A 13,513-nucleotide genomic window follows, 5' to 3' on the forward strand; every position below is an offset into this window, starting at 1 on the left:
ACGTAGAATAACGCTAGTTTCCTAAAGAAATTAGCTAATTACGAGAGTTTATCTCATGAAAGGGTTCCATTATACTCAATGTACTTGTTCTTAAAAAAGAACGATTTGTCATTAAAGAGTACAGAAGGGAGATGGACCATGTTTCGTAAAAACTGTTATAGCTGTAAGAGACCTTCGTTCAGCAGTGCAAAAGAAGGACAATGGCTTTGTCCGGTCTGCGGTGAGGATTTAACCAAACAAAAGGTACATCACCCCGAAAAAATGGCTCAAATAATAAGAACGAATAATACCCCGTGGTATCGAAGAAGTTCAGTCGCAAAGTACCATTAAATTTCCAGAAAAACACAAAAATATATAGGTAATGTTTACCAGTATGGTAGAATGGTAATAAGTGAATAGTTAGAATAATGTAAAAAAATAGTTAGTATTTACCAGTATTATCCGACAAAAACCAACAACCATTTTGGAAACCTTCCTTTATAATGAATGAACGGTAAAGGAAATGTTTGGCAGAAAAAGGCAAACTTGTTGCAAAATAAGGACGCAAAGCTTCGGGTCTAAGGTACATATGCTACGACGGCCGGGCTGCCTGAAATACGGTCGGTATTTTAGGAGGGATTGGATTGGTTCAAGCAAAGCTCGATCAGGAATGGGTAGAATTAATACTGCAAGCGAAGCAGCTGGGACTCAAACAACAAGAAATTATAGACTTTTTACAGGCAGAAAAAATGGACAAACAAGGGAAAGATGAAAAAACATGCGTCTTATAACGAAGAAACCCCTTAAGCAAACTGATTTTAGTTAAAATCGGCTTGCTTAAGGGATTTTTTTATTTCATCCTTTATCTTCTTGTGTTGCTTTCCATTTTTGAAACTCAAGATACTCCTTGAACTGTTCCTTAGATACGCCTGATGACATTGCTTGCTGGACGATCGCCATCCATTCAGAATCTAAGTTTTCCGTGTTCGGCTCATCATGTAATAGAGAGTCAACCGGAATATCCAATACGGCAGAGATCTTTTCAAGAAATTGAATGGAAGGATTCGATTGCAAATTGCGTTCGATTGAACTTAAGTAGGATTTAGCAACGCCTGCTTTATCGGCTACCTCGGTCATAGACATACGCTTTTGCTGCCGGTATTTTTTAACTCGTTCTCCTATCACAATCATCACATCCTACATCTTTCTATTTATATGGAAGACTTTCCATTTTTCTTTATTTTCATTCTACCAGTTTCCCTATGGGTAAATCCATAGTTTTCTTAGATAGATGAAGTTGTACCTAAAAACGTAAAGTGGTAATATTAAGGGGATACCAGAGTGATTTACGTGATAATAAGCAGAAGTCCTATTTTCTGTTCACTTATAGATAAGGTCGATTATCTTTCTAAAGAGGAGACTTACTGAATGCTGAATATATTAAATAAAGTGTTTGATCCGAATAAACGCGATGTGAAACGTCTAGAAAAAAAGGCAGATCAAATTGAAGCGCTTGCCGATCAGACAGCTGCTTTATCGGATGAACAACTTCGTGCAAAAACAGAAGAATTTAAAGAACGGTACCAAAAGGGAGAAAGTGTCGATGAGCTATTGGCAGAAGCTTTCGCTGTGGTTCGTGAAGGAGCCAAGCGGGCACTTGGGATGTACCCGTTCCGCGTTCAGCTCATGGGGGGGATTGCTCTTCATGAAGGAAATATCGCTGAAATGAAAACGGGTGAAGGGAAAACGTTGACATCAACCATGCCCGTGTATCTGAATGCCCTAACAGGCAAAGGGGTCCATGTCGTGACGGTCAACGAATACTTAGCAAGTCGTGATGCTGAGGAAATGGGAGAGCTCTATGAATTTCTTGGTTTAACTGTTGGATTGAATACAAATGGTCTTTCTAAGGAAGAAAAACAAGAAGCTTACCAAGCTGACATTACCTATAGTACGAATAATGAGCTTGGATTTGATTACTTGCGTGATAACATGGTCCTTTATAAAGAACAGATGACACAGCGTCCGCTTCATTATGCCGTGATTGATGAAGTCGATTCAATTTTGATTGATGAAGCACGAACTCCGCTGATTATATCTGGTTCTGCTCAAAAGTCTGCCCAGCTCTATATTCAGGCAAATGCATTTGTGCGTACCCTGACGAAAGATACTCATTATACCTATGATGAAAAAACAAAGGGTGTTCAGCTTACGGAAGAAGGAATGAACCGTGCTGAATCTGCTTTTAATATTGATAACTTATTTGAAATCACAAATGTCGTGCTTAATCATCATATTAACCAAGCCTTAAAAGCACATGCGACGATGCATTTAGATGTTGATTATGTTGTCCAAGATGGCGAAATCATTATTGTTGACCAATTTACAGGTCGTTTAATGAAAGGACGTCGTTATAGTGACGGGCTCCATCAGGCCATTGAAGCGAAGGAAGGTCTCGAGATTCAAAATGAGAGCATGACGCTTGCAACGATTACCTTCCAAAACTACTTCCGGATGTACGATAAGCTGTCGGGGATGACGGGTACAGCTAAAACGGAAGAAGAAGAGTTTCGTAATATCTATAATATGAATGTCATCAGCATCCCGACAAATCAGAACATTATCAGGGATGACCGGGCTGATTTAATCTATGCATCAATGGATGGGAAATTCCGTGCTGTGGTTGAAGAAATTGCAGAACGCCACGCCAAAGGGCAGCCAATGCTGGTTGGTACAGTAGCGATTGAGACATCAGAAATCATTTCGAATTACTTAACGAAAAAAGGAATCATGCATAATGTGTTAAATGCAAAAAACCATGAGCGTGAGGCAGAAATCATTGCAAACGCTGGCCAATTAGGGGCGGTTACCATTGCGACAAACATGGCTGGTCGTGGTACTGATATCAAGCTGGGTGATGGTGTCATTGAGGCAGGCGGTCTGGCTGTCATTGGTACTGAACGTCATGAAAGCCGACGGATTGATAATCAGCTTCGTGGACGTGCCGGACGTCAAGGTGATCCAGGTATGACCCAGTTCTACTTATCCATGGAAGATGAGCTGATGCGTCGTTTTGGGTCTGATAACATGAAAGCCATGATGACTCGATTAGGTATGGATGATAATGAGCCGATTCAAAGCAGAATGGTATCAAAAGCAGTAGAGTCAGCCCAAAAACGTGTCGAAGGAAATAACTTTGATGCGCGTAAACAATTACTTCAATATGATGATGTTCTTCGCCAACAGCGGGAAATTATTTATAAACAACGCTTTGACGTGCTTGATAGTGAAAACCTTCGTTCCATCGTTGAAACGATGCTCACTTCGTCTATTCAGCGTTCAGTTGCGGTATTAACGCAGACTACTGAGGAAGAATCGGAAGTGAATCTGCAGTCAATCGCTGATTATGCACAAGGAAATCTTTTTGATGAAGGCGAAGTAACAGCTGCTGACCTTGAAGGAAAGGATGCAGAAGAAATTTCTGCCTTCCTGATCGATAAAGTTATCGAAAAATATAATGAAAAAGAAGAACAGTTATCTGCTGAACAAATGCGTGAATTCGAAAAAGTAATTGTCCTTCGTGCGGTAGACAGCAAATGGATGGATCATATCGATGCCATGGAGCAATTACGCCAAGGAATTCATCTACGTGCCTATGGTCAAATTGATCCACTTCGTGAATACCAGCAAGAAGGCTTTGCGATGTTTGAGGCAATGATTACTGCCATTGAAGATGATGTAGCGAAATACATTATGAAAGCAGAAATCCGTAATAACCTCGAACGTCAAGAAGTCATTAAGGGAGAAGCCGTTAATCCGAAGGAAGACGGAGAAGCGGTTAAGAAAAAACCGGCTCGAAAAAAGGCGGATGTCGGACGTAATGCCTTATGCCCGTGCGGCAGCGGGAAAAAATATAAAAACTGTCACGGTAAGTTGGAGTAAGCTTAGGAAACATAATCCAGTTTGTGGCAGAAGAGGCAGCCAAATCACATTTATGCGTTGCCTCTTTTGTTTTGCATCAATGTGGCAGTTGCTTATCAGCCTGTCTTTGGCTTATAGTTACAGAGAAGAATCTATCGATGAACGCGTTAATATATTGTCTTTTTAAACTATTATGAGGTGAGAAATATGGAATTAGCAGATATCAGAAACGAACTTGAAAAAACCGCTAGGCGACTAACGGACTTTAGGGGGTCTCTTTGACTTAGAAGAGAAGGAAGCCCGTATTGCTGAATTAGAAAACGAGATGACTCATCCTGATTTCTGGAATGATCAACAAACAGCGCAAGGCGTCATTAATGAAACGAATGTGTTGAAAGAAATAGTTGGTGAGCTTGCTGAATTAAATGATTCATATGAAAATCTTGATTTAACATTCGAATTGGTTAAAGAAGAAAGTGATGAAGAGCTTCAAGCTGATTTAGAAGAAGAAATCATGGTTCTTTCGAAGAAGATGAATGACTTTGAATTGCAACTGCTGTTAAGTGAAGAATATGACAGCAAAAATGCGATTCTTGAACTTCATCCCGGCGCAGGCGGAACAGAGTCTCAGGACTGGGGTTCGATGCTGCTTCGTATGTACACAAGATGGGGCGAAAAGCGCGGCTTTAAAGTCGAAACACTAGATTACCTGCCTGGAGATGAAGCGGGAATTAAGAGTGTCACGCTTCTTTTCAAAGGTCATAACGCTTATGGCTATTTAAAAGCAGAAAAAGGTGTTCATCGTCTTGTGCGGATTTCACCATTTGATTCATCAGGCCGCCGTCATACTTCGTTTGTTTCGTGTGAAGTTATGCCAGAATTTGATGAAACGATTAATATTGAAATTCGTACCGAAGATTTAAGAATTGATACGTACCGTGCAACAGGTGCTGGCGGACAGCATATTAATACAACTGACTCAGCCGTTCGGATTACACATCTACCTACAGGCGTGGTCGTCACTTGCCAGTCCGAACGTTCTCAAATCAAAAACAAAGCACAAGCCATGAAACTGCTGCAAGCAAAATTGTATCAGCGTGAAATTGAACAACAACAAGCTGATCTTGATGAAATCCGTGGCGAACAAAAAGAAAATGGCTGGGGAAGCCAAATCCGTTCGTACGTATTCCATCCGTACTCAATGGTTAAAGATCATCGTACCAGCACGGAATCTGGAAACGTCCAAGGTGTTATGGACGGTGACATCGATCAATTTATCGATGCCTACCTTCGTTCAAAATTATAAGATTCATGACTGGCAGGGATTTTCCCCCTGCCAGTTTTTTTCTTTGAACAGCCTTTGTTCCTTTACCGCTTTATTCAGATGCCATTTACTAGCGAGTTTTGGAATGCTATACTACTTTCGGCTATCAAAGGAAGTACGGACTAACGTAGTCCTGTCATAGAGGAGAGAATATAATGAATAGAAGGTATCGAGAACCTAAGCATCCCATGTTGGAAAAGCTGATTGAATATGGGTTAGTTTTGATAGGATCGGCGATTATTGCGATTGGATTTAATGTATTTCTACTCCCCAATAGAATTGCTTCTGGCGGCGTAAGCGGAATTAGTACGATTACTGATGCACTCATGCACTGGGAGCCGGCGTTTGTGCAATGGGCTTTTAATATCCCATTATTCATCGCGGGGTTAATTTTCCTCGGTATGCATTTTGGTGCGAAATCACTTGTCGGCACATTGTTTCTTCCTTTTATCGTGTTTCTAACGAAAGATTGGGAACCTTGGACAGAGGATGCGCTTTTAGGGGCCATTTGCGGGGGAATCATGGTTGGACTCGGACTTGGCATTGTCTTTCGCGGGAAGGCTTCAACGGGGGGAACGGATCTAGCCGCCCAGATTATCCATAAATACACCCATTTTTCGTTAGGAACATGTGTCGCAATGATTGATGGATTAATTGTTTTATGGGCAGCAATCGTGTTTGATATTGAACAAGGACTCTATGCATTAATTGGGTTATATGTAACAAGCAAAACGATAGATTTAATTCAAGTAGGGATTAATCGTTCCAAAACGGTCATGATCATTACGAATAACGAAGTCGAAGTACGAGATGCGATTATCAATGAAATCAATCGAGGGGTGACTCGTCTAACAGGCATGGGAGGGTATACGGATGATGCTCGCCCATTATTAATGTGTGTGGTCGATCAATCAGAATTCACTAAATTGAAACAATTGATTAAAACCGTAGATCCAAAGGCTTTTGTCGTCGTAATGGATGCTTCTGAAGTTCTAGGAGAAGGATTTAAACCAGCTTAATCTGCTATAATATTCCTAAGGGACTTACAGAGGAGGCAATGACATGAATAAAAAAATGCTAGGAATCTTACTTAGTACAACCATTATGCTGACTGCATGCGGCGGTGGAAACGAAACCAAAGAACCTGCGGGTGATTCAACCCAAACAGCCAGCGCTGAAGAAAAGCTCTATGAAAGAAGCTGCGCGGGCTGCCATGGCAACAATCTTGAAGGTGCGGCTGGACCTGAATTAACTAACGTCGGATCAAAACTATCAAAAGAAGACATTGAAACCATTATTGCAGAAGGAAAAGGAATCATGCCGTCAGAAGTTCTTAAAGGCGAAGACGCTGCCAATGTAGCGGCTTGGCTTGCAGAAAAAAAATAAGTACCAAGACCAAGACCCTGCTGATCGTAAGCAGTGTCTTTTTGTTATACCGTTTTTTGACAAAATATATGGTATAAAATGTGTTGAATAATTACCTTGGTGAAACAGTTAACTAATGCCTGTATTTATCTTCAGCTAAGTCGTATATCCTACAGTTTAAAAAGAATTTTTACTAAGAGATAAGGGTTTAAAGTGCTTATATCATAGTCCAAGCATGGTAAGTCTGCTGAGGAATTACTTTCCACAAAAACAAAATTCAAGAACAATTTTTATGTAAAAAGACCTAAAAATAAAATCAAATTTCTACAAGAAGATAGGGTCTTTTTATTCATGTATTTTTTAAAACTGGATCATCTAAATGAAATGAAACTGTAATATATAATTGCTTATTTTGACGAAAATTGATGATATAATGTTTTAGTACCTATAAACAGGACCATCCTGTTTATTTTTTTGGGTTTAACAGCGACTAAAGTATATTTACGAGCTTTTAATGACAGCATGATTTACTATTCAACATGAATAAATTTAAGAGCTGATTAGGTGGTATATATATGATAGAAATGATTGATGTAAAGAAGACTTATCCAAATGGCGTAAGCGCCATAGGTGGAATTAATGTAAAAATTAAACCGGGTGAATTTGTATATGTGGTAGGAACCAGTGGTGCCGGGAAATCGACGTTCATTAAAATGATGTATCGAGAAGAGCGTCCGACATCGGGCAATATCATTGTAAATGGTGTGAGTTTACCAAAACTGAGGAATACAAAGGTTCCATTGTTTCGCAGAAATATCGGGGTCGTGTTCCAAGATTACAAATTGCTGCAAAACTTATCTGTTTATGAAAATGTAGCGTTTGCGATGGAAGTAATCGAAAATACACCCGCAGAAATAAAGAAACGTGTAATGGAAGTCCTCGAACTCGTTGGTTTAAAACATAAAGTAAGAATGCTGCCATCAGAGCTTTCTGGAGGAGAGCAGCAAAGGATTTCAATTGCGCGTTCGATTGTCAATTCACCGAAAATCGTGATTGCTGATGAACCGACAGGAAACCTAGATCCAGAAACATCTTGGGAAATTATGAATATCTTCGAACAAATCAACAAGAATGGAACGACTGTCGTCATGGCCACTCATAATCGGGATATTGTTAACAATATGCCGCATAGAGTTATTGCCATTGAAGAAGGACAAATCGTTCGTGACGAGCAACGAGGTGAATACGGATATGAAAATTAGAACGCTGAACCGACATCTGCGTGAGAGTGGGAAGAATCTTTCCCGTAACGGCTGGATGACATTCGCATCCGTTAGTGCCGTAACTGTAACGCTTCTTCTTGTCGGTGTGTTTTTTGTCATTATGATGAATTTAAATCATATAGCCAGTAATGTTGAAAAAGATGTAGAAGTAAAGGTTTATCTAGATCCAGCAGCAGGTGAGGATGATCGAAAGCTGCTTGAGCAGCAATTGACTCAAATATCCGAAGTTGAAAAGGTAACCTATTCGCCTAAGGAAGAAGAATTAACTCAGTTAATTAAAGACCTTGGGGATGATGGTGATGCCTTTAAATTGTTCGAACAGGATAATCCATTGCGAAATGCATTCATCCTCAAAACGAAAGTGCCAGAGGATGTTATCCCTGTAGCTAAGAACGTAAAGGAATATCATTACGTACAAGATGTTGTCTATGGAGAGGGATATGTTGAAAAACTATTTAACGTCGTTGAAACGGCACGTAATATTGGGATTGTCTTAATTATTGGCTTATTATTTACAGCCATGTTCTTAATCTCAAATACCATTAAAATTACCATCATGGCAAGAAAACGAGAAATAGAGATTATGAGATTAGTGGGAGCAACGAATTCGTTTATCCGCTGGCCGTTCTTCTTAGAAGGATTATGGCTGGGCATCCTCGGATCGATTATCCCGATTGCTTTAATCGCAACGTCCTATTCTTACTTATATAATTATTTAACACCGTTGATTTCAATTAAATTTGTTGAGTTCCTTCCGGTAAGCCCATTTATTTATCAAATATCTGCGATTCTAATTATTTTAGGAGGACTGATTGGGGTTTGGGGAAGCTTGATGTCAGTTAGAAAGTTCTTAAAAATATAAACAATAGAATAGCTGAGCCGACTTTGGCCCAGCTCCTTCTCTTTTTATGTACCACTACAGAGAAGCCAACAAGCTGCGACAAAAAATGACGAGCCATTGGATAGTCTGACGGGAAGAAAGGGGAACAGGGAATTGAAAAAGAGAATGTTAGCACTTAGCACGGCAATCACACTGGGATTGGGGAGTATGTTTACCATCCAGCATGCAGATGCCGAATCGATTGAAGAAATGCAAGAAAAGACGAAGAAGATTGAGGAACAACAATCAGGGGTAAAATCGGATATTAATAAAGCCGACCAAGACATTAACAAACTGCAGAATCAACAAGAAACGGTTGAACAACAAATACATAGACTTGAATTAGCGATTAATGATTCAACGCAGAAAATTGCTGAAAAAAATATTCAAATTAATGAAACAAAAGAAGAAATTGTCGTTCTTAAGGCTGAAATTGTCGTTTTGAAAGAAAGAATTGCAAAGCGTAATGAATTGTTGAAAGAACGTGCGGTATCATTACAGGAGTCTGGCGGAGATGTCAGCTACCTAGAGGTACTGCTTGGATCATCAAGTTTTAGTGACTTTATTGGCCGTGTTGGAGCTGTAGCAACCATCGTAGAAGCCGATCAAGAAATCTTAAAGCAGCATGAAATTGATAAGAAGGATCTTGAAGATAAACAGACGTCTGTTGAAAACAAATTAAGTAATCTCGAATCAATGCTGGCAGAGCTTGAAAACATGAAGAGTCAGTTAACTGCTCAAAAGGGTCAGAAAGATAAGTTAATGGCTCAACTCGAAGAAAAAGAGCATGACGCCCATGAACTGAAAATGAACCTTAAAGAAGAAGAAGAAAATCTTGCTGCTCAAGCAAATGCTATGAAACAAGCAATCAACCTAGAGAAAAATCGTCTTGCTGAGTTAGAAGCTGCAAGAAAACAAGCAGCTGCAGAAGCGAAGAAACGTGCAGAAGCAGAGGCAGCTGCGGCGAAACAACGTGCAGCAAGTGCGAAAAATAGCTCAAGTTCATCATCATCATCAAGTTCATCACCATCACCATCACCATCATCAAATGCAAATGTATCAACACCGCCTGTTTCATCTGGACAATTTACTCGTCCAAGTGCAGGGAGAGTAACATCACAAATCGGTGCACGTTGGAATAAATTCCATGCGGGTATTGATATTGCTCAATCTGGAACGGTTCCAGTCGTAGCAGCAGCAGATGGTGTAGTTATCCGTTCGTATTTTTCTAGTTCTTATGGAAACTGTATCATGGTATCCCACTCAATTGGCGGTCAAACATATACGACAGTTTATGCACATTTGAGTTCGCGTAACGTTGGTTCTGGACAAGTTGTGGCTAAAGGACAACAAATCGGAATCATGGGTAATACAGGCCATTCCTTCGGACAGCATTTACATTTCGAATTGCATAAAGGTGCATGGAATGTATCAAAAACAAATGCTGTTAATCCTTTAAGCTACGTATCTATGTAATATATACCCTTATATTAAGAGAAGAAACCAGCTTGTCCGTATTTGGACAAGCTGGTTTTTTAGGTGCTCTAAGAATGCATATATCGTACAAGCTATTCATATAGTGAAATACACAATGTAAACAAAGGAGACCACTATGGGTAAAAAATGGATTCTACCACTCGCAATTGTATTATCACTTTTGCTCGGAGCACTTGGCGGAGCCTATTATACGGAGAAGATGACCGCCGATGAACCATTAAAACAGGAAACGAAAGAGGGTGTGGCGAATCAAGAATGGATTAAGGTAGAAGCTGCCTACCAGCTCATTAAAAATCAATATGTTGAAAAAGTAGGAAGTACGCAGCTCGTTGAAGGAGCAATCCAAGGAATGCTGGCAACACTTAAGGATCCCTACTCCGTCTATATGGATAAGCAAACGGCCAATCAGTTCAGCGAATCACTTGATTCTACCTTTGAAGGCATCGGAACCGAAATTGGAGTAGAAGATAATAAAATCATCATCGTCGCACCATATAAAGATTCACCCGCTGAGAAAGCTGGCCTAAAGCCAAGAGATCAGCTGCTTAAAGTAAATGGTAAGAGCGTTGAGGGCTTAAATCTGGAAGAAACGAGACTGAAGATCCGAGGGAAAAAAGGGACTTCAGTTAGTCTGGAGATTAAGCGACAAGGAGTGGTTCGTCCAATCACGCTGAATATTACCCGTGAAGAAATCCCAGTTGATACGGTTTTTTCTTCTACTATGGAGAGTAATGATGAACAAATTGGTTATATTGATATAACTCTATTCTCAGAGAAAACAGCGACAGATTTCAAAAGACAGTTGAAGGATCTCGAGAATAAAGGAATCCAAGGTCTTATTATCGATGTTCGCGGAAATCCTGGTGGTTTATTGAAGAGTGTCGAGAATATTCTAGGAGTACTGATTCCGAAGGATAAACCTATATTACAAATTGCTGAACGAACAGGTAAAGTACAAACGTTTTCCACTGAGCTCAAGCAAAGAAAGAACTATCCAATTGTTGTCCTAACCGATAATGGCAGCGCGTCTGCTTCAGAAATATTGGCGGGAGCATTACAAGAAGCAGGTGGTTACAAGATAATTGGTGAACGTACTTTTGGTAAAGGGACCGTTCAACAAGCTGTTCCAATGGGCGACGGCAGCAATATAAAAATCTCGCTATTTAAGTGGCTGACACCGAATGGAAACTGGATTCACAAAGTGGGAATTGCACCGAATATTGAAGTCCATCAACCTGCTTATTTTACTGCACACCAGTTAGAAGTGGACAAACCTTTCGAACGTGATATGAACGATGAAAAAATTAAGCATGCTCAAGAAATGCTAAAAGCAATTGGCTTTGTGCCGGGGCGAACGGATGGGTACTTTAGTTCAAAAACAGAAACAGCGCTTAAAGCTTTTCAACGACATAAAGGGTTAAAAGTGACTGGAGAACTCGATACTCAGACAGCAGAGGAGCTTACTGCTTCGATCACTGAAAAAATTCGTGATAAACAAAACGATGTTCAACTGCGGACTGCTTTAAAGATTGTCTCAAGAGAATAGGAAGTTGAGCCCATATAGCTGGGCTCTTTTTTTGGTACATGCTAGGCATCAGTATGTAATCTTTGATAGAATAGAGAATAGTATATTTTCAGTATATAGGAAAGAAGATAGAAGAAAGATGGTGAGGTATCGTGACTGAGGAATGGCTGATAGAATGCTTAAGGGGAATTGGAATTCTTTTTATACATCCGTTATTGTATGTATCCATTATTATCGCTCTAGCAATCGGAGTCATCCGTGTTCAACGAGAGCGTCGTGATTTTAACATTCGCATCTATCGCAAAAGTACGGAATTACGGCAGCTTTTACCGCAGGGAATTCTTTGGGGGCTCATCCTTTCGCTGTTTACACTAGGTACAGGCCTTGTTGTTCCACCGGCAGTTCTTGTTATAATTGGTGCGGTAAGCATATTGCTAGCCTTAACGCTGAAGATGAGATTACTCTCACCTGCGTATAGCGTCAGTATCAGCTTTTTCCTATTATTTATTCTCTATACATATGGGGGAGAGATAGAGTGGCCGTTCTATGGCCAATATTTTCGGGACATTGATACCCCAGTTTATCCGACTGTGGCAATTTTGCTAGGTCTCTTGTTGTTTGCAGAAGGCTTCTTAATTACAAGGAATGCTATTAAAAAACCGTCTCCGGGACTAGTTATCTCGAAGCGAGGACAGACTGTCGGCAGGTATGCATCGAGAAGAATCTGGATGCTTCCGTTATTTGTCTTCATCCCCGGCGGTAATTTACCGGCTCCATTTGACTGGTTCCCCGTTTTCTCAATTGACGGTCAGTCGATCACGCCAATTGTCATTCCGTTCTTAATTGGTTTTTCGCAAAAAGTACAAGGGATACTTCCAGAAACGGCAATTAAAGCGAGTGGACGACAGGTTATTCTTCTTGGAACAGTGGTCTTAGCTGTTGCGGTTGGCGGGTACTGGTATCCATACATGTCCATCATATCGGTCGTAATTGGTTTAATCGGCCGGGAAGGCATCAATTACTTAAGAAAAAGAAGCGATCGAAATTTGCCTATCTACTTTTCAAGAAGTAAGCTTGGCGTTCGTATTCTCGGTGTCATTCCAGAAACGCCTGCTCAAAAAATGGGCCTGCAACTTGGAGAAATTGTCACGAAAGTCAATGGCATTCATGTCACGGACGAACGTGAATTCTACAAAGCACTACAGAAAAACCGAGCCCACTGTAAGCTTGAAGTAGTCGGCAACAACCAACAAATTCGCTATGTCCAGCGTGCCCTCTTTGAAGGCGAACACCACGAACTAGGACTGCTCTTCACAGAAAACCAAACCAAAGAAACCGACCAAGTCGGGTAATGTAGAAGAGGCTTTAAAAAGCCTCTTCTTTTTATTTCGTATAAAGGGAATTATTTTTTTGGGGAAAACCAGTTATTCTATGGCTGGAGGCTGGGTGAACTGAAGACACATTTGGCCGTAACTCGGAAAAATTCTGCCCCAACGTATAAAGTAGGTGGATCCTGATGAACCGGTTTTATGAAAAAGTGTAACCTGCTCTATTTCATCTGAGTTTTAAAGCCTTTTGTATTTATAGATGCATTTTTGAGAAAACACGTTGAATTAGGTTGGCTGCTTGGCTGGCGGCTGACCGCATCTATTGGATAAGTCGGGTCGTAGCCATGTCGTACTGTGAGCCAAGGAGTAGACTGCCTTATTTGTCTTCCTAAGACCGCTTGGCCTCCGACT

The 13,513-nt window shown here is 40.4% G+C and carries 13 protein-coding genes and 1 riboswitch; of the genes, 11 read left to right on the plus strand and 2 right to left on the minus strand.

Translation table 11 applies throughout. The features are described from left to right. The first annotated feature begins 138 nt into the window (after positions 1 to 138). Together AC52RT_RS14335 and sinI are read left to right on the plus strand one after the other, a co-directional pair. Positions 139 to 330: a hypothetical protein gene (locus AC52RT_RS14335; protein WP_495541368.1), complete on the plus strand. Its 192-nt coding sequence runs from the start codon at positions 139 to 141 to the stop codon at positions 328 to 330. Positions 331 to 508: 178 nt separating this feature from the next. Next, a riboswitch (cyclic di-GMP riboswitch) is annotated at positions 509 to 593 on the plus strand. Between the two features lie 30 nt (positions 594 to 623). Continuing rightward, positions 624 to 770 carry a DNA-binding anti-repressor SinI gene (gene sinI / locus AC52RT_RS14340; protein ID WP_495541369.1) on the plus strand — a complete coding sequence of 49 codons (147 nt, stop codon included), beginning with the start codon at positions 624 to 626 and terminating at the stop codon, positions 768 to 770. A 64-nt stretch (positions 771 to 834) separates the two neighbouring features. Here the strand turns inward: sinI and AC52RT_RS14345 are convergent, their stop codons facing one another. Beyond that, the gene (locus tag AC52RT_RS14345) at positions 835 to 1,164 is read right to left on the minus strand and encodes a helix-turn-helix domain-containing protein (RefSeq protein ID WP_495541370.1); all 330 of its coding nucleotides are present in this window, start codon (positions 1,162 to 1,164) and stop codon (positions 835 to 837) included. 243 nt (positions 1,165 to 1,407) lie between these two features. On the opposite strand from AC52RT_RS14345, the gene secA reads away from it, so the two are divergent. The 9 genes from secA (at position 1,408) to AC52RT_RS14390 (ending at position 13,126) form a co-directional block, all read left to right on the plus strand. Next, on the plus strand, positions 1,408 to 3,921 hold the full coding sequence (gene secA, locus AC52RT_RS14350) for a preprotein translocase subunit SecA (protein ID WP_495541371.1): 2,514 nt from the start codon (positions 1,408 to 1,410) through the stop codon (positions 3,919 to 3,921). A gap of 186 nt (positions 3,922 to 4,107) precedes the next feature. Further along, positions 4,108 to 5,206 (plus strand): peptide chain release factor 2 gene (gene prfB, locus AC52RT_RS14355; protein WP_495541372.1). Its coding sequence is split into 2 segments (ribosomal slippage): positions 4,108 to 4,179 and positions 4,181 to 5,206, totalling 1,098 coding nucleotides; the frame shifts between segments, so codons are not numbered across the junction. A 173-nt stretch (positions 5,207 to 5,379) separates the two neighbouring features. Further along, positions 5,380 to 6,243, plus strand: a complete 864-nt coding sequence (locus AC52RT_RS14360; protein WP_495541373.1) for a YitT family protein — start codon at positions 5,380 to 5,382, stop codon at positions 6,241 to 6,243. A 43-nt stretch (positions 6,244 to 6,286) separates the two neighbouring features. Beyond that, positions 6,287 to 6,610, plus strand: a complete 324-nt coding sequence (gene cccB / locus AC52RT_RS14365; RefSeq protein ID WP_495541374.1) for a cytochrome c551 — start codon at positions 6,287 to 6,289, stop codon at positions 6,608 to 6,610. Between the two features lie 554 nt (positions 6,611 to 7,164). Continuing rightward, positions 7,165 to 7,851 carry a cell division ATP-binding protein FtsE gene (gene ftsE, locus AC52RT_RS14370; RefSeq protein ID WP_495541375.1) on the plus strand — a complete coding sequence of 229 codons (687 nt, stop codon included), beginning with the start codon at positions 7,165 to 7,167 and terminating at the stop codon, positions 7,849 to 7,851. Beyond that, the gene (gene ftsX, locus AC52RT_RS14375; RefSeq protein WP_495541376.1) at positions 7,841 to 8,734 is read left to right on the plus strand and encodes a permease-like cell division protein FtsX; all 894 of its coding nucleotides are present in this window, start codon (positions 7,841 to 7,843) and stop codon (positions 8,732 to 8,734) included. Before ftsE ends, ftsX begins: the two co-directional genes overlap by 11 nt. A 132-nt stretch (positions 8,735 to 8,866) precedes the next feature. Next, positions 8,867 to 10,228 carry a murein hydrolase activator EnvC family protein gene (locus AC52RT_RS14380; protein WP_495541377.1) on the plus strand — a complete coding sequence of 454 codons (1,362 nt, stop codon included), beginning with the start codon at positions 8,867 to 8,869 and terminating at the stop codon, positions 10,226 to 10,228. Between the two features lie 136 nt (positions 10,229 to 10,364). Beyond that, positions 10,365 to 11,795 carry a S41 family peptidase gene (locus tag AC52RT_RS14385; RefSeq protein WP_495541378.1) on the plus strand — a complete coding sequence of 477 codons (1,431 nt, stop codon included), beginning with the start codon at positions 10,365 to 10,367 and terminating at the stop codon, positions 11,793 to 11,795. Positions 11,796 to 11,926: 131 nt separating this feature from the next. Then, positions 11,927 to 13,126, plus strand: coding sequence for a PDZ domain-containing protein (locus AC52RT_RS14390; RefSeq protein ID WP_495541379.1), 1,200 nt, complete (start codon positions 11,927 to 11,929; stop codon positions 13,124 to 13,126). Between the two features lie 197 nt (positions 13,127 to 13,323). On the opposite strand, the gene AC52RT_RS14395 is transcribed toward AC52RT_RS14390, so the two are convergent. Next, the coding region (locus AC52RT_RS14395) for a hypothetical protein (RefSeq protein ID WP_495541380.1) at positions 13,324 to 13,513 on the minus strand (190 nt) is incomplete at its 5' end.

It is taken from the genome of Peribacillus sp. (assembly GCF_059453735.1).